The sequence below is a fragment of the Pseudomonas sp. R4-15 genome (genome assembly GCF_055768815.1).
Window position 1 is genome coordinate 2,634,228 of the sequence record NZ_CM147293.1, and the last position, 18,493, is coordinate 2,652,720.

The 18,493-nt window shown below is 67.3% G+C and carries 19 protein-coding genes; 7 read left to right on the plus strand and 12 right to left on the minus strand.

All coding sequences use genetic code 11. The annotated features are described in order from the left end of the window. The first annotated feature begins 25 nt into the window (after window positions 1–25). Genes pstC through pstB form a run of 3 tightly spaced genes read left to right on the plus strand, consistent with a single transcriptional unit; the run spans window position 26 to window position 2,672 of the window. The gene (pstC, locus tag ACYRGX_RS12555) at window positions 26–1,027 is read left to right on the plus strand and encodes a phosphate ABC transporter permease subunit PstC (protein ID WP_473052808.1); all 1,002 of its coding nucleotides are present in this window, start codon (window positions 26–28) and stop codon (window positions 1,025–1,027) included. Then, window positions 1,024–1,902 (plus strand): phosphate ABC transporter permease PstA, encoded by an 879-nt coding sequence (gene pstA, locus ACYRGX_RS12560; RefSeq protein WP_473052809.1) that lies wholly within the window; start codon window positions 1,024–1,026, stop codon window positions 1,900–1,902. The genes pstC and pstA overlap by 4 nt, the downstream gene beginning before the upstream one ends. After that, window positions 1,899–2,672, plus strand: coding sequence for a phosphate ABC transporter ATP-binding protein PstB (gene pstB / locus ACYRGX_RS12565; protein WP_473052810.1), 774 nt, complete (start codon window positions 1,899–1,901; stop codon window positions 2,670–2,672). Before pstA ends, pstB begins: the two co-directional genes overlap by 4 nt. Here the strand turns inward: pstB and ACYRGX_RS12570 are convergent. Beyond that, window positions 2,669–3,262 carry a glutathione S-transferase gene (locus ACYRGX_RS12570; protein ID WP_473052811.1) on the minus strand — a complete coding sequence of 198 codons (594 nt, stop codon included), beginning with the start codon at window positions 3,260–3,262 and terminating at the stop codon, window positions 2,669–2,671. The genes pstB and ACYRGX_RS12570 overlap by 4 nt on opposite strands. Before the next feature lie 102 nt (window positions 3,263–3,364). On the opposite strand from ACYRGX_RS12570, the gene ACYRGX_RS12575 reads away from it, so the two are divergent. The 3 genes from ACYRGX_RS12575 (at window position 3,365) to ACYRGX_RS12585 (ending at window position 7,586) form a co-directional block, all read left to right on the plus strand. Next, a complete protein-coding gene (locus tag ACYRGX_RS12575) occupies window positions 3,365–4,261 on the plus strand; it encodes a LysR substrate-binding domain-containing protein (protein WP_473052812.1) in 897 nt (298 codons plus the stop codon). Between the two features lie 90 nt (window positions 4,262–4,351). After that, window positions 4,352–5,194: an EamA family transporter gene (locus ACYRGX_RS12580; protein WP_473052813.1), complete on the plus strand. Its 843-nt coding sequence runs from the start codon at window positions 4,352–4,354 to the stop codon at window positions 5,192–5,194. A gap of 34 nt (window positions 5,195–5,228) precedes the next feature. After that, on the plus strand, window positions 5,229–7,586 hold the full coding sequence (locus tag ACYRGX_RS12585) for a DNA polymerase II (RefSeq protein ID WP_473052814.1): 2,358 nt from the start codon (window positions 5,229–5,231) through the stop codon (window positions 7,584–7,586). Window positions 7,587–7,593: 7 nt separating this feature from the next. Here the strand turns inward: ACYRGX_RS12585 and ACYRGX_RS12590 are convergent, their stop codons facing one another. The 3 genes from ACYRGX_RS12590 to ACYRGX_RS12600 all read right to left on the minus strand — a co-directional run bounded on the left by ACYRGX_RS12590 (window position 7,594) and on the right by ACYRGX_RS12600 (window position 9,429). Next, window positions 7,594–8,115: a DUF2937 family protein gene (locus ACYRGX_RS12590; protein WP_473052815.1), complete on the minus strand. Its 522-nt coding sequence runs from the start codon at window positions 8,113–8,115 to the stop codon at window positions 7,594–7,596. 10 nt (window positions 8,116–8,125) lie between these two features. Further along, window positions 8,126–8,899 (minus strand): class II glutamine amidotransferase, encoded by a 774-nt coding sequence (locus tag ACYRGX_RS12595; RefSeq protein WP_473052816.1) that lies wholly within the window; start codon window positions 8,897–8,899, stop codon window positions 8,126–8,128. A gap of 83 nt (window positions 8,900–8,982) precedes the next feature. Continuing rightward, window positions 8,983–9,429 carry an MFS transporter gene (locus ACYRGX_RS12600; RefSeq protein WP_473052817.1) on the minus strand — a complete coding sequence of 149 codons (447 nt, stop codon included), beginning with the start codon at window positions 9,427–9,429 and terminating at the stop codon, window positions 8,983–8,985. Between the two features lie 32 nt (window positions 9,430–9,461). Between ACYRGX_RS12600 and ACYRGX_RS12605 the strand changes: the two genes are divergently transcribed. After that, entirely contained in the window at window positions 9,462–11,531 is a 2,070-nt protein-coding gene (locus ACYRGX_RS12605; RefSeq protein ID WP_473056684.1) for a S9 family peptidase, read from the plus strand. A 66-nt stretch (window positions 11,532–11,597) separates the two neighbouring features. Here the strand turns inward: ACYRGX_RS12605 and ACYRGX_RS12610 are convergent, their stop codons facing one another. The 8 genes from ACYRGX_RS12610 to metG form a co-directional block, all read right to left on the minus strand. Beyond that, entirely contained in the window at window positions 11,598–11,771 is a 174-nt protein-coding gene (locus ACYRGX_RS12610; RefSeq protein WP_473052818.1) for a PA3496 family putative envelope integrity protein, read from the minus strand. A 107-nt stretch (window positions 11,772–11,878) separates the two neighbouring features. Beyond that, the gene (nth, locus tag ACYRGX_RS12615) at window positions 11,879–12,517 is read right to left on the minus strand and encodes an endonuclease III (RefSeq protein ID WP_473052819.1); all 639 of its coding nucleotides are present in this window, start codon (window positions 12,515–12,517) and stop codon (window positions 11,879–11,881) included. Further along, window positions 12,514–13,017 (minus strand): hypothetical protein, encoded by a 504-nt coding sequence (locus ACYRGX_RS12620; protein ID WP_473052820.1) that lies wholly within the window; start codon window positions 13,015–13,017, stop codon window positions 12,514–12,516. Before ACYRGX_RS12620 ends, nth begins: the two co-directional genes overlap by 4 nt. Then, a complete protein-coding gene (locus tag ACYRGX_RS12625; RefSeq protein WP_473052821.1) occupies window positions 13,014–13,541 on the minus strand; it encodes an RnfABCDGE type electron transport complex subunit G in 528 nt (175 codons plus the stop codon). The genes ACYRGX_RS12620 and ACYRGX_RS12625 overlap by 4 nt, the downstream gene beginning before the upstream one ends. Further along, window positions 13,538–14,464: an RnfABCDGE type electron transport complex subunit D gene (locus tag ACYRGX_RS12630; RefSeq protein WP_473052822.1), complete on the minus strand. Its 927-nt coding sequence runs from the start codon at window positions 14,462–14,464 to the stop codon at window positions 13,538–13,540. Before ACYRGX_RS12630 ends, ACYRGX_RS12625 begins: the two co-directional genes overlap by 4 nt. Before the next feature lie 10 nt (window positions 14,465–14,474). Beyond that, complete coding sequence (locus ACYRGX_RS12635; RefSeq protein ID WP_473052823.1) at window positions 14,475–15,755, minus strand: RnfABCDGE type electron transport complex subunit B; 1,281 nt, start codon at window positions 15,753–15,755, stop codon at window positions 14,475–14,477. A gap of 34 nt (window positions 15,756–15,789) precedes the next feature. Beyond that, complete coding sequence (locus ACYRGX_RS12640) at window positions 15,790–16,302, minus strand: hypothetical protein (protein WP_473052824.1); 513 nt, start codon at window positions 16,300–16,302, stop codon at window positions 15,790–15,792. Window positions 16,303–16,360: 58 nt separating this feature from the next. Then, a complete protein-coding gene (gene metG, locus ACYRGX_RS12645; protein WP_473052825.1) occupies window positions 16,361–18,409 on the minus strand; it encodes a methionine--tRNA ligase in 2,049 nt (682 codons plus the stop codon). Between the last annotated feature and the right edge of the window lie 84 nt (window positions 18,410–18,493).

Genomic DNA, 18,493 nt, shown 5'->3' on the forward strand with positions numbered 1-18,493 from the left:
GGCCCGCCCGGTATCGGAGTCCTGCATGACCGATTCCTCCGCGATTCTCCGCGCGACTTCCCTGGAAGCCGACGCGGAGCCATTCGGCGACCAGCGTGCCGCCCGCGATGCACGCCATGACGTGTGGTTCCGCCGCACCTTGCTCGGTGCGGCGCTGCTGGTGCTGGCACTGCTGCTCGGCGTCACCGGCTCGACCCTGTGGGGTGGCAGCCTGGCATTCCGCACCTTTGGCCTGGACTTTCTCACCAGCAGCGAATGGGACGCGGTGAATAATCACTTCGGCGCCCTGGTGCCGGTCTACGGCACCCTGGTGAGTTCGCTGATCGCTTTGCTGATTGCGGTGCCGACGAGCTTCGGCATCGCCATTTTCCTGACCGAGGTGGCACCCGGCTGGCTGCGTATGCCGGTGGCGTCGGCCATCGAGCTGCTCGCCGGGATTCCCTCGATCATCTACGGCATGTGGGGCCTGTTCGTCTTCGGTCCGTTCATGGCCCACTATTTGTCGCCCTGGATCAACGACTACCTGGGTGCGTTGCCGTGGATCGGCGCGCTGTTCCAGGGGCCGCCGCTGGGCATCGGTCTGCTCAGCGCGGGGATCGTTCTGGCGATCATGATCACCCCGTTCATCACCTCGGTGATGCACGAGGTCTTCCGCAGCGTGCCGACGGCGCTCAAGGAGTCCGCCTATGCGCTGGGGGGAACCACCTGGGAAGTGGTCTGGGACGTAGTGTTGCCCTACACGCGCTCGGCGGTGGTCGGTGGCATCTTCCTCGGTCTGGGGCGCGCCCTGGGCGAGACCATGGCGGTGACCTTCGTGCTCGGCAACGCCCAGCAGTTGTCGGCGTCGTTGCTCATGCCCAGCAGCTCGATCGCCTCGGTGATCGCCAACGAATTCAGCGAGGCCTACAGCGACCTGCATCGCTCCGCGCTGATCGCCCTGGGCTTCCTGCTCTTCGTGGTGACCTTCGTGGTGCTCGCCTGCGCACGTCTGCTGCTGGCGCGCCTGGCGCGCAAGGAGGGTGCATGAGCGACGCTAGCGAACGCCTCTATCGGCGCCGCGCGCTGAAGAACCGCATCGCCTTGCTGGCGAGCTGCGCGGCCACCGTCTTCGGCCTGCTGTGGTTGGCGTGGATTCTCCTCACGACCCTGGTCAACGGCCTGCAGGCGCTGACCCCGGCGCTGTTCACCCAGATGACGCCGCCGCCGGGGACTTCCGGAGGTCTGGCAAATGCCTTCTACGGCAGCGCCCTGATGAGCCTGCTGGGCTTGGCGATCGGCACGCCGATCGGCCTGGGCGCCGGCATCTGGCTGGCCGAGTTCGCCCGCCACAGCCGCCTCGGTACCACGGTGCGCTTCATCAACGACATCCTGCTCTCGGCGCCGTCGATCGTCCTCGGCCTGTTCGTCTACACCTGCGTGGTGCTGCCGCTCAACCACTGGACGGGGCACCGCGTCGGCTTCTCCGCACTGGCCGGCGCGCTGGCGCTGGCGTTGCTGGTGATCCCGGTGGTGCTGCGTACCACCGACGAGATGCTGCAACTGCAGCCGGCGACCTTGCGCGAGGCGGCCCTGGCGCTGGGTGTGCCGCAGTGGAAGCTGACCCTGCAGATCGTCCTGCGCGCGGCGCGTGCCGGGGTCGTCACCGGTGTGCTGCTGGCGCTTGCGCGCATCACCGGGGAGACCGCGCCGCTGCTGTTCACCGCCTTCGGCAACCAGTTCTGGAGCAGCGACCTGCTCAAACCCATGGCCAACGTACCGGTGGTGATCTTCCAGTACGCCATGAGCCCCTTCGATGACTGGCATGCGCTGGCCTGGGCCGGCGCCCTGGTGCTGACGCTCTTCGTGCTGCTGCTCAGCCTGGCCTCCCGCTTCATTCTCTTGCGCAACAGGAACCCCCAATGAATTCTCTCGCCCAGGAGCGCATCAAGATTCGCGTACGCGGACTGGAGTTCTTCTACGACCGCCATCGCTCGCTGAACACCATCGACATGGACATCCCGGAGAAGCGCATCACCGCGATCATCGGTCCGTCCGGCTGTGGCAAGTCGACCTTGCTGCGGGTGTTCAACCGTATCTACGCGCTGTACCCCAAGCAGCAGGCGCAAGGCCAGGTGCTGCTCGATGACGAGGACATCCTCGCCAGCGACTATTCCATGCACCGCCTGCGCAGTCGCGTGGGCATGGTGTTCCAGAAGCCGGTGCCGTTCCCGATGTCGATCTACGACAACGTGGCTTACGCCATCGGCCACCACGAGCGCCTGGATCGCCGCGATATGGCCCAGCGGGTGGAGCAGGCGCTGCGCGGCGCGGCGCTCTGGGACGAGGTAAAGGACAAGCTCGGGCAGAGTGCGCAAAGCCTCTCGGGCGGCCAGCAGCAGCGTCTGTGCATCGCCCGTACCATCGCCCTGCGGCCGCAGGTGCTGTTGCTCGACGAGCCGACCTCGGCGTTGGACCCGATCTCCACCGGACGCATCGAGCAACTGATCGCGGACCTCAAGGAGCAGTTCACGGTGATCATCGTCACCCACAACATGCAGCAGGCGGCGCGTTGCTCGGACTACACCGCCTTCATGTACCTGGGCGAACTGATCGAGTTCGACAATACCGAGACGATGTTCACCAGGCCCGCACAGAAGCAGACCGAGGATTACATCACCGGTCGTTTCGGTTAGCCGAGCGGGAACTGGCGGAACGGCTCGCTGGCTTCCAGGCGGGCCGCGTGCGCGGCGAGACGCGGGTAGCGGGCGGCGTCGACTCGGTCGGGAATCATCAACTGGGTGAAGGACCAGGTGACCGCGAGATCGATGCTGGCCTGGTCGAGCGGCTCGCTGGCCGCCATGCGCGGATCGGCCAGGGCCGAGTCGAGTGCCGCCAGTGCGCCGTGCAACTGGTCGCTGACCCGCTCGACCCAGGGCGCATGGCGTTTCTCCTCGGGGCGCAGGCGCTGCTCGTAGACCAGTTGCACCGATTTCTCGCAGGCGGCCAGGGCCAGGCCCATGGCCTGTAGACGCAGCCCGTCGCGCGGCAGCAGCGGGGCGTCGGCGAGGGCGTCGAAGTGGGCGAGTATCAGGCTGGAGTCGGAGAGCACGCAGCCGTTATCCAGGACCAGCGTAGGCACCTTGACGGCGGGGTTGATGCGCGCCAGTTCGGCGTAGTCGGCAAACACCGACAGCGGCAGGTGTTCGAAGGTATGGCCACGCAGGTGCAGGCCGATGGCCAGGCGGCGGACATAGGGCGAATCGAGCATGCCGTAGAGTTTCATCGGGTTCTCCATCAGGGAAAATCTGCAATGGTTCTTACGATAAGGCGGACCGCCGGGCTAGCATATCGGTGATTTTTACCGATATCCGTTAGGTTTACTTACATGGCCGATCTTCCACCGCTGTCGAGCCTGCGCTGCTTCGAGGCCGTTGCGCGCTTGGGCAGCGTGACCCGCGCCGCCCGCGAGCTGCACGTGACCCACTCGGCGGTGAGCCAGCAGATCCGCCAGCTCGAGGAGTTGCTCGGCGTGGCGCTGTTCGTCCGCGAGGGCCGCCGTCTGTGGGTCAGCGAGGACGGCCGGCTCTACGCGCTGCAGATTCGCGAGGTGCTCGGCGAGCTCGCCGAGGCCACGCGGATGGTGCGCCAGCAGCCGCGTTCCAGCGAACTGCAATTGGCGGTACTACCGTCCTTCGGCATGGCCTGGCTGCTGCCGCGCCTGCCGGGCTTTCTCGAGCGCAATCCGAACATCGCCGTACGCCTGCATGCCGGACTGGCGCTGCGCGATCTGGCGCGAACGCCGCTGGATGCCGCCTTGCGCATGGGCCACGGCAACTGGGAGGGCGCGGAGGCGCAACTGTTGTTCCATGACGAACTGGTGGTGGTGGCCGCGGCGAATTTCGCCGGCGGCCGGCTGCCACGCAGCGCCGAGGCGATCCTGGCCGCGCGGCGGATCTCCTCGGGCGAGTCCTGGCAGTCATGGTGCCAGCTCGCCGGGCTGGAGGAGACCCTGGCGCCCGCCGCGCTGACCTGCAACGACTCCAACCTGGTGCTCGAAGCGGTGCGCCTGGGGCAGGGCATCGCCCTGGAGCGCCGCAGCCTGGTTCACGACGCCCTGCGGCGTGGCGAGCTGGTGCAGCTCTCCGAACATACCCCGGCCTATCCCTTTCCCTACTGGCTGGTGTTGCCGCACCGGGAGGCGTCGGTCGGCCGCCAGCGGGCCCTCGGCGAATGGCTGATGGGCGAGGTCGAGCGCTATTGCGCCGAACTGCAGGCTGGCTGACTGCAGGGCTGCATTTGCGTCCCTGAGGACCGGCGGGTAGCGTGCGTTGTCCCGGTGCCGGACTGCCCGTCTTCGCCTTGAAGGTGTTTCTTGGAAACCTCGGTCTTTCTCGTCGTCATCGCCGCCGCTGCCCTGCATGCCGGCTGGAATGCTCTGCTCAAGATCGGTCTCGACCGCTTCCTCACCGCCACTCTGATCCAGATCGGCGCCGGACTGGTGGCGCTGTGCGCACTGCCATTGGTGTCGTTGCCCCAGGCCAGCGCCTGGCCCTGGATCGCGCTCTCGGCGCTGCTGCATATCGGCTACAACGGCTTTCTCGCCCGCGCCTACCAGTACGGTGATCTCGGCCAGGTCTACCCGATCGCCCGAGGCAGCTCGCCGCTGTTGGTTGCGCTGCTCTCGCTACTGCTGCTGCACGACGGGCTGAGCGCGCTGCGTTTGCTGGGCCTTCTGATACTGGTGCTGGGCATCTGGCTGATGGCGATCCGCGGCGGCCAGCAGGGCGCACCGCGAACGGCGATGCTGGTGTGCGCGCTGATGACGGCGCTGTTCATCGCCGGCTATACCCTGAGCGATGCGATGGGCGCGCGCAGCAATGGCGATGCGCTGAGCTATGCGCTGTGGCTGTTCAGCGTCAACGGCGTGGTCATGGCGCTGGTGCTCGCAAGCGTGCGCGGGCCGCGAGCCTTCCCGCAACTGGGGCCGCACTGGCGCGCGGGGTTGGCCGGCGGAGCGATGTCCATGGCTGCCTATACACTGGTCATCTGGGCGATGACCCGCGCTCCCGTCGCGCTGGTGTCGGCGTTGCGCGAGACCAGCGTGGTCTTCGCCGTCTTCCTGGGCGTGCTTCTGCTCAAGGAGCGGCTGCGGCCGATCCGCCTGCTGGCCTGCCTGGTGATCGCGGTGGGCGTGGTGGTGATGAAGCTCGCGTAGCGAATCCCGTTAGAATGGCGCCTTCTTCGCCGGTATGACCTGTCCCGTGTCCGCGCTCAACGCCTTCATCCTCACCCGCCACTGGCGCGATACGCCGGAGGGCACGCAATTGCGTTTCTGGCTGGCCAGCGACGCCGGGGCGCGTTGCGTGAGCATTGAGGTCCCGCATTCGGTGGCCTTCCTGCCGACGGCGCAGGTGTCGCAGGCGGCCGGGGTGTTGGCCGGGGAGGCGGGTGTCGAGTTGCGCGAACTGGCCCTGCGGGATTTCCAGCAACGCCCGGTGAGCGGCCTGTATTGCCGGCAATATCGCCAGTTGCTGGCCCTGGAGAAGCGCCTGCGCGAGGCGGGCGTGGCTGTCTACGAGGCGGACGTGCGGCCGCCTGATCGCTACCTGATGGAGCGTTTCATCACCGCGCCGGTGAGCGTGGTGGAAAACGCCGTGGGTGAGGTGCAGCTGCGCCCGCTGGAGGACTATCGCCCACGCCTGCGGCTGGTTTCCCTCGATATCGAGACCAGCGCCCGTGGCGAGCTGTATTCGATCGCCCTGCAGGGGTGCGGGCAGCGCCAGGTCTACATGCTCGGTCCGGCCAACGGCACCCCGCTGTCGCAGGACTTCGAGCTGGAGTACTGCGCGGACCGGCGAGCCCTGCTGCAGCGCCTGAACGACTGGCTGGAGCGCCACGACCCGGACGCGATCATCGGCTGGAACCTGGTGCAGTTCGACATCCGCATCCTGCAGCAGCATGCCGTGGAGTTGAAGGTGCCGCTGCGTCTGGGCCGTGACGGCGAGGTGCTGGACTGGCGCGAACACGGCGCGCGCAACGGGCATTTCTTCGCCGAGGCGCCCGGCCGGCTGATCATCGATGGCATCGAGGCGTTGCGCTCGGCCACCTGGAACTTCGCTTCGTTCAGCCTGGAGGCGGTGTCCCGCGAATTGCTCGGCGAAGGCAAGGCGATCGACAACCCGTACCAGCGCATGGACGAGATCCAGCGCATGTTCGACGAGGACAAGCCGGCGCTGGCGCATTACAACCTCAAGGACTGCGAGCTGGTCACGCGGATCTTCGAGAAGACCCAGTTGATGGACTTCCTCCTCGAACGCGCCAGTGTCACGGGTCTGGCTGCCGATCGCAGCGGTGGCTCGGTGGCGGCCTTCACCCATCTCTACTTGCCGCCGATGCATCGGCTGGGGTTCGTCGCGCCGAACTTGGGTGACATCCAGGGCGAGAACAGCCCTGGCGGTTTCGTCATGGAATCGCGCCCGGGGCTCTACGACTCGGTGCTGGTGCTCGACTACAAGAGCCTGTACCCGTCGATCATCCGCACCTTCCTGATCGATCCGGTGGGTCTGGTCGAAGGCCTGCGCCAGCCGGACGAGGCGCACTCCGTGGAGGGCTTTCGCGCCGCGCGTTTCTCGCGCACCGCGCACGCCCTGCCGGCCATCGTCGAGCGCGTCTGGGCGGGCCGCGAGGCGGCCAAGCGCGCGGGCAACGCGCCGTTGTCCCAGGCGCTGAAAATCATCATGAACGCCTTCTACGGCGTGCTCGGTTCCAGCGGCTGCCGCTTCTTCGATCCGCGCCTGGCCTCGTCGATCACCCTGCGCGGGCACTGGATCATGCACCGCACCCGCGAGCTGATCGAAGCCGAGGGCTACGCGGTGATCTATGGCGATACCGACTCGACCTTCGTCTGGCTCGGGAGCGCCCACGACGAAGCCTCGGCGGCCGACATCGGCCGCGCGCTGGTCGGTCGGATCAACGCCTTCTGGCGCGAGCACCTGGCCTCGGCCTTCGGCCTGCAGAGCGCCCTGGAACTGCAATTCGAGCGGCATTTCGCACGCTTTTTGATGCCCACCATCCGCGGCGCGGAGGAGGGCAGCAAGAAGCGCTACGCCGGACTGGTCAACGAGGCCGACGGGCAGCGGATGATCTTCAAGGGACTGGAAACGGTGCGCACCGACTGGTCGCCGCTGGCGCAGCGCTTCCAGCAGGCGCTGTACCTGCGCATCTTCACCGGCGAGCCGTTCGAGGAATACGTGCGCGAGCAGGTGCGTGCGACCCTGGCGGGCGAACTGGACGAGCTGCTGGTGTTTCGCAAGCGGCTGCGCCGCAAGCTCTCCGACTACACCCGCAACGTGCCGCCGCACGTGCGTGCCGCACGCCTGGCCGATGCGCAGAACGCGCAGTTGGGACGGCCTGCGCAATATGGACGCGGCGGCTGGATCGCCTACCTGATCACCACTGCCGGCCCGCAGCCGCTGGAGGCGCTGAGCGCGCCGGTCGACTATGGCTTCTACGTCGAGCGGCAACTCAAGCCGGTGGCCGAGGCCATCCTGCCGTTCGTCGGTGCCGATTTCGAGCGCCTGGTCGACGGGCAGATGGCGCTCTTCTGAGGGCAGACTATGCCCAGCGGCGTTGCTCCAGACGTCTTCCGCGGCCGAAGAGGATCCGCTTGATCAGCAGCAACAGACTCTCCACCAGCCAGGCCAGCAGGACCGCGCTGGCCACGGCCCAGGCGATGGCCTCGGGGGCCAGCACGACCTGGTAACGATAGCCGGCGAGGGTCTCTTCGAGCAGTTCGCGATTGGCGGCGAAGGCCACGTGCCAGGCGCGGCGGTACCAGGGCCCTTGCATCGCCCGGGACTCCGCGGCGAGCAACTGGGCACGGGCGGCGAGGGCGGCGATGTTCTCGGCATCGTTGCGCATCACCGGATCGGTACTGTCGCGGTAATGCGCGATCAGGGCGTCCATGTCGTTGCCGAAGAAGCGCCGTGCGGTGTCCTGGAAGCCGCGCAGGTTGCGTTCGGCCTCCAGGCGATGGGATTCCACGCGCAGGCTGTATTCGTCGAGAAAAGCCGGCACCTGGACACCGATCAGCAGCCCCAGGGCGAACAACGCTAGACGCAGGTAGCTTCGCAACATCCTTTTCTCCTCAGGCGCGTCCGCGCGCCACGCACTCGCCGCGTCGCCACAGCGTCCATTCGCCGGGCTGATGCAGCGTCCAGCGTTCATTGTCGGTCAGCGCGTCGGTGGCCAGCACGGTGACCACATCGCCCGCGCTGGTTTCGGCCTGAAAGTCCACGGTGAGTTCCGCATCCTTGAGCGTCGCCGCACCGAACGGTGCTCGCCGGGTGATCTCGGCGAGCTTGGTCGAGCAGAAACTGAACAGCCAGTCGCCATCGCTGAGCAGGCAGTTGAACACACCCTGGCGGGCGAATTCGCTACTCGCGGCGACCAGCACCGGGAGCAGGGCGACCACCGGCACCGGTTCGGGAAAGGCGCGGCGTACGCGATCGAGCAGGGTGCAGAAAGCCGCCTCGCTGTCGGTATCGCCGACCGGCCGGTAGAAGCCGCTGGGCTTGGCGAAGTCCTTGAGCTGGCCGTTGTGCGCGAAGCACCAGTAGCGACCCCACAGCTCGCGCACGAAGGGATGGGTATTGGCCAGGCCGACAGCGCCGACGTTGGCCTGGCGGATATGGCCGATCACCACTTCGCTCTTGATCGGGTAGCGCTGTACCAGGCGCGCGACCTCGGATTCGGCGCTCGCCGAAGGGTCGTGGAACAGGCGCAGGCCGCGGCCCTCGTAGAAGGCGATGCCCCAGCCATCACGGTGCGGACCGGTGTGTCCGCCGCGCTGCATCAGCCCGGTGAAGCTGAAAACGATGTCGGTCGGGACATTGGCGCTCATGCCGAGCAGTTCACACATGCTGGAGCTCCCCGCTCACCAGGGGCGAGCGGTCAGGGGAGATGAAGAAAAGGCGCGGCGATGAGGGCTCGACCACGCCGGACTCAGGAGCGTTCGGCGCGCAGGACGTCGCGCGCGGGCGGTTCGTCCTCGTCATCCTCGGCGAGGCGCTCGCGCAGGGTGCGCGAGTCTTCGCGGGCCGCCTCGCGGCGCGCGCGCAGGCGGCGCTCCAGAGGCCAGCGGATCAGCGCGAAGATCAGGTAAAGGGCGAAGGCGATCATGCCGAACAGGGCCAGATCGGCAGCCGCCGACCACACTAGATTGCCGACCTTGAAGACGATGTCCAGCGCGGCCACGGCGATCGCCGGGGCATACAGATCGCGCGAAGGCTCGACCATCGTCGGAGTCAGCAGCAGGACCGCCACCAGCACCCGCAGGGGCTCGCGCAGCAGGCGCCACATCCAGCCGGTCATGCGGATCCAGACCAGCAGCAGGCCGAGTGCGGCGATGCCATAGGCGGCCCAGGCGAGCAGGTAGTCGTTCTCGTTCATTGGCGTTTCGGACAGCGACAGGGACGCCTATCATAGCGGCTTTTCGCCCGTATCGCCCCCCGGAGAAACGCATGCCGCAAGCCCCCGTCGCCCGTCAGGAAACCACAGCCGATCCCTACCGTTGGCTGGAGAATCGCGACAGCGAGGAGGTGCTCGCCTACCTGCGTGCGGAGAACGACTACCTGGAGCAGATGCTGGCCCCGCAGCAGGCGCTGCGCGAGACGTTGTTCGAGGAAATCCGCGGGCGCATCCGCGAAACCGACCTGTCGCTGCCCACGCCCTGGCAGGGCTATCTGTACTACCAGCGCACCACGGCGGGCGACGAATACCCGCGTCACTATCGCTGCCCGTGCCCGGCGGACGGTTCGTCGGAGATCGACGTCGAGACCGAGCAACTGCTGCTCGACCCGAATGTCCTGGCCGGCGACGGCTACCTGTCGCTGGGCGCGATGAAGGTCTCGCCAGACTCGCGCCTGCTGGCCTACAGCCTGGATACCAGTGGTGACGAGATCTACCAGCTGTACGTGAAGGACCTCGACAGTGGCGAGCTCAGCGAGCTGCCGTTCGATGACTGCGACGGCAGCCTGACCTGGGCCAACGACAGCGCCACGCTGTTCTTCGGCGAGCTGGACGAGACCCACCGGCCGTTCCGCGTCCATCGTCACCGCCTGGGCAGCGCGGGCGCCGATTGCGTGTTCGAGGAGCCGGACGGGCGTTTCTTCGTGCAGTGCTACCGCAGCAGCTCGGAACGCCAGTTGATCCTGCTCAGCCACAGCAAGACCACCAGCGAGGCCTGGGTGCTGGATGCGAACGACGCCCAGGGCGCCTTCACCTGCGTGGCGCCGCGCGAGGAAGCGCACGAATACGAGGTCGACCACGGCCTCTGGGAGGGCCAGTGGTGCTGGTTGATCCGTAGCAACCAGGAGGGCATCAACTTCGCCCTCTACCGCGCGCCCGAGGACAATCCGCAGCGCGCCGCCTGGCAGTGCCTGGTGCCCCACGATGCCGAGCGGACCCTGGAGGACGTCAGTATCAACCGCGATGCCCTGGTGCTCAGCCTGCGCGATGCCGGACTGCCGGTGCTGCGCGTGCTGCCTGCCGCCGGCGAGGCCTACCAGGTCGAACTGCCTGACGCGGCCTACAGCCTCTACGTGCAGGACAACCTGGCCTTCGACAGCCCGGTGGTGCGCCTGCGCTACGAGGCGCTGAACCGCCCGGCACAGGTGCGCCAGCTGGACCTCGCCAGTGGCGAGCAGCGCATTCTCAAGCAGGTGCCGGTCGAGGGTCTCTTCGATGCCGAAGCCTACGAGAGCCGCCGCCTGTGGGCACGTGCGGCGGATGGCACGCCGGTGCCGATCAGCCTCGTAGCGCGTCGCGAGGTGCTCGCCAGTGGCTTGCCGGCGCCGCTCTACCTGTACGGCTACGGCGCCTACGGGGAGAGCCTCGACCCCTGGTTCTCCCATGCGCGTCTGAGCCTGCTCGAACGCGGTTACGTGTTCGCCATCGCCCACGTGCGCGGTGGTGGCGAGCTCGGCGAGGCCTGGTACCGCGCCGGCAAACTGGAGCACAAGCAGAACAGCTTCGATGACTTCATCGCCTGCGCCGAACACCTGCTCGCCGAGGGCTACACCCGACGCGAGCGGCTGGCGATCAGCGGTGGCAGCGCCGGCGGCCTGCTGATCGGCGCGGTGCTCAACCAGCGTCCGGAGCTGTTCGCCGCCGCCATCGCCGAGGTGCCGTTCGTCGATGTGCTCAACAGCATGCTCAATCCGGACCTGCCGCTGACCGTCACCGAGTACGACGAATGGGGCGATCCGAACCAGCCCGAGGTGCGCGAGCGCCTGGCCGACTACGCGCCCTACGAGAACGTGCGTGCCCAGGACTACCCGGCGATCCTCGCCGTCGCCGGTTACCACGACAGCCGCGTGCAGTACTGGGAGGCCGCCAAGTGGGTGGCGAAGCTGCGAGCGACCAAGACCGACGACAATCTGCTGCTGCTCAAGACCGACTTCGGCGCGGGACACGGCGGGATGAGTGGCCGCTATCAGGCGCTGCGTGACGTGGCGCTGGAATATGCGCTTGTCTTGAGGGTGCTCGGCTAGGGCCATAAAAAACCGCCATGCCCGGACAGGCATGGCGGTTTTTCAGTGTTTGCTGGCGTGCGGGCGTCAGAGGTCGAAGTCGTAGTCCGCCAGCTGTTTCTGCAGGCGTCGCTCTTCGAGATAGTTGTCGATGATGCGGCGTTTGGTCAGGTTGGTCTTGGCGACTTCGACGGTTTTCTCGGAGGTTTCCTCCTCGTCGGTCTCGAAGTCGTCGTCCAGTTCGATCTCTTTATCGCTCATACCCTCACTCCCGATAGCAGGGGGCTTTTGGCGCACCTTATAGCGGCAAAGATCGAGCGGGTAAAAAAGATTTTTTCAATCGGGAGGATGAAAAAATCCGGGGGTAATCAATCGTCAGACGTCTTGTGCTTGTATTCGCACAGGTCTTCGATGCGGCAGGCGCCACAGGCGGGCTTGCGCGCCTTGCACACGTAGCGCCCGTGGAGGATCAGCCAGTGGTGCGCATCGAGCAGATAGTCCTTGGGTACGAACTTCACCAGCTTGCGCTCGACCTCCAGAACGTTCTTGCCCGGCGCGATGCCGGTACGATTGGCAACGCGGAAAATATGCGTGTCCACTGCCATGGTCGGCTGACGAAAGGCGGTGTTCAGCACTACGTTGGCGGTCTTGCGGCCGACCCCGGGGAGGGCTTCCAGGTCTTCACGGTTGTCCGGCACCTCGCCGCCATGTTTCTCCACCAGGATGCGGCAGGTCTCGATGACGTTCTTCGCCTTGCTGTTGTACAGGCCGATGGTCTTGATGTACTCGGACAGGCCCTCGACGCCGAGGTCGTAGATCGCCTGGGGCGTGTTCGCCACCGGGTAGAGGCGGGCCGTGGCCTTGTTCACCCCGACGTCGGTGGCCTGCGCGGAGAGGATCACCGCGATCAGCAGCTCGAAGGGCGTGGTGTAGGCCAGTTCGGTCTTCGGATCGGGGTTGTCCTCGTGGAGGCGGCGGAAGATTTCCAGGCGTTTGGCGGCGTTCATCGGTCGTCTTGTGTCGGGCGGAAGTGTCGGCGCGCTGCCAGGGCCAGGCCCAGCAGCAACAGTGACAGGGCGGGCAGAGCCAACAGTGGCCAATGCCAGGGCAAGGTCCAACCGTGCTGCAGCAGGCTGCCGTGGCCGAGGCCCTCGCGCAGCGCGCCGAGCAGGATAGCCAGGCCGGCGATCCTGGCCAAGGCCCTGGCGTTGCCGTCTGCCTGCAGCCCTGCAGGGATCAGCGCGACGAGCGCCAGGGCGCCGGCATTGGCGTGATAGTCCTCCAGGGACACGGCCTGCAGTGCCAGCGCACAGGCCGTCGCGGCGACGCCGCCCAGCAACAGTGCGGCGGCCAGGCGTTGGCCAGGGCTGGAAGCGCGCAATACACACAGCAGTGGCGTGGCGAATGCGCCGACCAGCAATAGACTGGCTGCGGTCAACAGACCCTGGAGCAGGGACTCGCTGCCGGCGAGCACGGCAGGCAACGCCAGCACGCTCAGACGTTTCATGGGGGCGTCTCCTGGGTGAGCGCTGCACGCAGCGCATCGACGACCGCGCGTGAGGTACGGGTGGCGCCGGCGATCGCATCCACCTCGCCACCGTCTGCGCGGAGCTGCAACTGCGCTGCCGTGCGTCCGCGCAGGCTGGCGAGCCAGGTCTGCCCCGGCGCTTCGTCGAGGGCGGCAAGGCCGGGCGTCTCGCTCTGCTGCAGCACCGAGAGGTCGTGCAGGCGGCCGCGGGCATCGGTGGCCAGCAGGAGTTCGATGGGACCTTCGTAGCCCGACGTCCGCAGGCGCAGCAGGCGAGCCACCGGCGCGTCGCGAAGGCGGACCTGCCAGGCGCCGGTGAGCGGCGCGGTGACGGCCAGCGGCTCCTGCAGTGGCTGGTTGTCGTAGGCCAGGCCGGCGAGTGGCGCGAGCAGCTTGCGTTCGTTCCAGGCGCGGCGTTCGGCCTGGATGGCCGGGCTCAACCCCTGAGCGAGCAGGGCCAGCAATGCCAGCGCGGCCAGGCACGGCGCGAGCAGTCGCATCATGCCGGGCGCCGCGCGGCGAAGCGGTCGAGCCAGGGCGCCGCCAGGTTCATCGTCAGCACGCCGATGGCCAGGCCATCGGCGTAGCCTCCCCAGGTGCGTATCGCATACACCAGCGCGCCGACACCGATGCCGAAGTACAGTCGCCCGCGTGGCGTGCGAGCGCCGCTAACGGGCTCGCTGGCGATGAAGAAGGCGCCGAGCATGCTGGCGCCGGAGAACAGGTGCAGCAGCGGCGAGCCATTGGAGTCCGAGCCATTGCCGTTCCAGCAGGCCAGCGCCAGCAGCGTCAGGGTGCCGAGCAGACCCGCGGGTACGCGCCAGTCGATCACGCGACGGCGAATCAGCCAGAGGCCGCCGAGGAGAAAGGCCAGGTTGACCCATTCCATGCCGGCCGCGGCGAAATGGCCGAATGCTGGATCGTTGGCGAAGCGCTCGTCGATGGTCAACGCGCGTTCGTGGCGCAGGCTGTCGAGTAGGGTCGCGCCGCTGAACGCATCGCTGGTCGGGTTACCGCCCAGGGCGGTCAGTGCCGGGGTGAAGCCCAGCGGCTGTTGCGGCCACTGGCTCAACGCCGCGGGAAATGCCAGCAGCGCGAACAGATAGCCGAGCATCGCCGGATTGAGCGGGTTACGGCCGCTGCCGCCAAGCAGGCTGCGTCCGACGAGGAGGCCGAAGGCTGTGGCACTGGCCGCCACCCAGGCCGGTGCGCCGCCGGGCAATGCCAGGCCGAGCAGCGTGGCGCTGACCAGCGCATCCTCATGGCCAGTGGCGTGCTCAGGCCGCAGATGGTGCTCCAGGGCGCTGCAAAGGAGTGCGCTAGGTAGCGTGATCAGCAATTGCAGCGGGGTGCCCCAGCCGAACTGCCAGACGAGCGCGAGCAGGCCGGGCAGGCATGCCCAGAGCACTTGGCGCTGGGTGCTCATGGGCGTCCGCTCACGCCGGCCGCTCCAGCGCGTCGACCTCGCGCTGCGCCTGTTCAAGGCGTTGCTCGGCGGCGGACAAGGCTTCGGCGGCGGCACCGTCGCGGCGCAACCGGGCCAGCTCCGCGCGGGCATAGGCGAGTGTGGTCTTGGCCTGCCGACGCTCGGGGGAAACCGGACGCTTGTCCTGGCGCTGCAACTGCGGCGCCGGTTTGCCGCAGTGCTCTTCGGCGAGGTGCAGGGCCTGCTCGGTGCGGGCCAGCGCATCGCGTAGAGCGGGAAGGTCTTCGCGTGCTTCGCGCTCGCCGTTGCGCAACGCGTCACGGGCGGCCTTGTAGGCCTGCTTGGCCTGGCGCAGGCGGGCTTCACCGTCCGTGGGCGCTGCCAGTGCCTGCTCGGCGCGGGCCACGGCGGCTTCGAGTTCCTGGAGCTGGTTGCGTTGATGGTCATCGGGCGTCGCGCCGAAGGCACGCTGTGCCTTGGCCAACTGGCTGCGTGCCAGGGCGGCGGCGATGGTCGCGCGCTTGCGGTCGGCGCCCGCATCGCTCGCCTGCGCTGCAGACGGAGCCTGCGCCTCGATATGGCGCAGCGCTTCATCGGCCTCCTGGTGGGCCGTGCGCAGACGTTCCACCTGCTGCTGCAACGCCTCGGTGCCATGCAGTGCCAACTGGCGTTCGGCCTTGCCAAGGGCGACGCGTGCCATGCTGGCGGCGATGCGGGCTTTTTTCAGGGCGTCTGTCTGCGGGGCCGGCTCGTTGTTCTGCGCGACCGCCGCGCGCGGCTGCGCCTGGCGTTCCTCACGGCGCCGCGCGGCGTTCCGCGCCAGGCGTCGCTGGCGGGCCCGGTGGCGCTGGCGGAACTGTGCGGCACGGGCGCGTTGCGCTTCGGCTTCGGCGCCCTCGAGAACGAGGAGGTCGATGCAATCGACCGGGCAGGGTGCCACGCACAGTTCGCAGCCGCTGCATTCGTCGGCGATCACGGTGTGCATCAGCTTGGCGGCACCGACGATGGCGTCCAGTGGGCAGGCCTGAATGCACTTGGTGCAACCGATGCACTCGGCTTCGCGAATCACCGCCACCTGCGCGGGGACCGGTGCTTCGGCCAGCGGTAGCTCGGGGCGCGCGAGTAGGGTGGCGAGTGCCGTCACCGTGGCCTGGCCGCCGGGCGGACATTTGTTGATCGCCTCGCCATCGGCAATGCCCTGGGCATAGGGCAGGCAGCCATCGTGGCCGCACTTGCCGCATTGAGTCTGCGGCAGCAGGGCGTCGATGGTGTCGATCAGGGCAGTGTTCATGGGCATCGCAATTCAGTGTTCAGGGTGAGGGCATTCATCGCCAGAGACCTTCCAGACCGAGTAACACCAGCCCGAGCAATCCGCTGGCGCACAACAGCAACGGCGTTCCGCGCAAGGCGCGTGGGGGTGTTGGCAAACGGGCGAGCAGATCGTCGAGCAGCGTTGCCAGCAGGACCAGGGCAATGGCCGCGCCCAGCGCCTGGAGCAGCCATGCGCTGAAGCTCAGCGCCGCGAGCCACAGGCCGATACCGGGGAGTGCAGCGCTGGCGATCAGCGCAAGTTTGTCAGGGGCTTCGTACGCTGCGCCGGGCAGACGACGCCAGAGCGTTTGCGCCAGTGCGGTCAGCGGAACCTGCGCGGACAGGTAGAGCGGCAGCCAGAGTGCCGGCACCGCCACGGCGTCGAGGCCCTGTCGCAGCAGCCAGCCGAACGGCGCCGAGAGCAGCAAGGCCAGCGCCGCTGGCCGGGCGGCGGCTGCGCTCGGCTGGCCCGCTGCGAGCAGACGGGGTAGCAGGACGGCGAGCAACAGCAGAAACGCGAGGTGCATGGGGCGATCCTGGGACGTCACGCGCCCGACTCGACCTGCGAGCGGGCGCGTAGCGGGCTTACTTGACCCGCTGGCCGGGCTTGGCGCCGCTGTCCGGGCTGAGCAGGTAGATTTCCTCGCCGCCGGGGCCGGCCGCCAGGACCATGCCTTCGGAGACGCCGAACTTCATCTTGCGCGCGGCCAGGTTGGCCACGTACAGGGTCAGTTTGCCTTCCAATTTGCTCGGCTCGGGATAGGCGCTCTTGATCCCGGAGAACACGTTGCGCTTGGCATCGCCGATGTCCAGGGTCAGGCGCAGCAGCTTGTCGGCGCCTTCGACGAACTCGGCCTTCTCGATCAGCGCGATGCGCAGGTCGACGGCGGCAAAAGCGTTGAAGTCGATGGTTTCGGCGATCGGCTCCTTGGCCAGCTCGCCGTTGCCTTGGGGCGCGGCGTCCTTCGGTGCTTCGGCAGCGGCCAGGTCTTGCTTGGACGCGTCGACCATCGCCTGCACCTTATCGGCCTCAATGCGGGTGAGCAGCGGGGTGAAGGCGTTCAACTGATGGTCGGCGAGCGGGCCGCGGTGGTCGTCCCAGTGCAGTGCCGGCACGTTGAGGAACTGTTCGGCGGCTTCGGCCAGCTTTGGCAGCACCGGTTTGAGGAAGATGACCAACTGGCGGAACAGGTTCACGCCCAGGGCGCAGATCTGCTGCACTTCGCCCTGTTTCCCCTCGACCTTGTTCAGCGCCCAGGGCGCCTTTTCGGCGATCCAGGCGTTGGCCTGGTCGGCGAGGGTCATGATCTCGCGCATGGCGCGGGCGAAGTCGCGCTGCTCGTAGGCCTCGGCGATCTGCGGTGCGGCCTCCAGGGTGGCGTTCCACAGCGCCGGCTCCGGATCGGCGTGTACCAGCACGCCGCCGTTGCCACGGTGGATGAAGCCGGCGCAGCGGCTGGCGATGTTCACCACCTTGCCGACCAGGTCCGAGTTGACCTTCTGCACGAAGTCGTCGAGCGACAGGTCGAGGTCATCCACGCCACGGCCGAGCTTGCTGGCGAAGTAGTAACGCAGGTACTCGGGATTCAGGTGGTCCAGGTAGGTGCGCGCCTTGATGAAGGTGCCGCGCGACTTGGACATCTTCTGCCCGTCGACGGTGAGGAAACCGTGCACGTTCAGCGCGGTGGGCTTGCGGAAGCCCGCACCCTCGAGCATCGCCGGCCAGAACAGCGCGTGGAAGTTGACGATGTCCTTGCCGATGAAGTGGTACACCTCGGCGGTGGAGTCCGGCTTCCAGTAGCTGTCGTAGTCCAGCTCCGGGCGGCGCGCGCAGAGGTTCTTGAAACTGGCCATGTAGCCGATCGGCGCGTCCAGCCAGACGTAGAAATACTTGCCCGGTTCGTCGGGGATCTCGAAGCCGAAGTAGGGCGCATCGCGGGAGATGTCCCACTCCTGCAGACCGGCGTCCAGCCATTCGGCGATCTTGTTCGCCACCGACTCCTGCAGCGCGCCGCTGCGGGTCCACTGCTTCAGGCTCGCTTCGAAGTCCGGCAGCTTGAAGAAGAAGTGCTTGGAGTCACGCAGCTCCGGCACCGCGCCGGAAATCGCCGAGCGCGGGTCTTTCAGCTCGGTGGGCTCGTAGGTGGCGCCGCACTTCTCGCAGTTGTCGCCATACTGGTCGGGCGTGCCGCACTTGGGGCAGGTGCCCTTGATGAATCGGTCGGCGAGGAACATGCCCTTTTCGGGATCGAAGTACTGGGTTACCGAGCGGGTGGCGATGTGGCCGTTGTCACGTAGCGCCTTGTAGATCGCCGAGGACAGTTCGCGGTTCTCTTCCGAGTGGGTCGAGTGGAAGTTGTCGAAGTCCACCAGGAAGTCGGCGAAGTCGGTGGCGTGCTCCTGGCGCACGTTCTCGATCAGTTGCTCGGGGGTGATGCCTTCCTTCTCCGCGCGCAGCATGATCGCCGAACCGTGGGCATCGGAGGCGCAGACGTAGGTGCACTGGTGGCCGCGCAGCTTCTGGAAACGCACCCAGATGTCGGTCTGGATGTACTCGACCATGTGGCCGAGGTGGATCGAGCCGTTGGCGTAGGGCAGGGCGCTGGTGACGAGGATCTGGCGGGCGTCGGTCATGATGATGGCTTGTGCGCAGGTAACGAAGGAAAGTCCCGAACTATACGGGATGCGGCGATGTAGCGGCCAGCCGCGGCCCGCTTC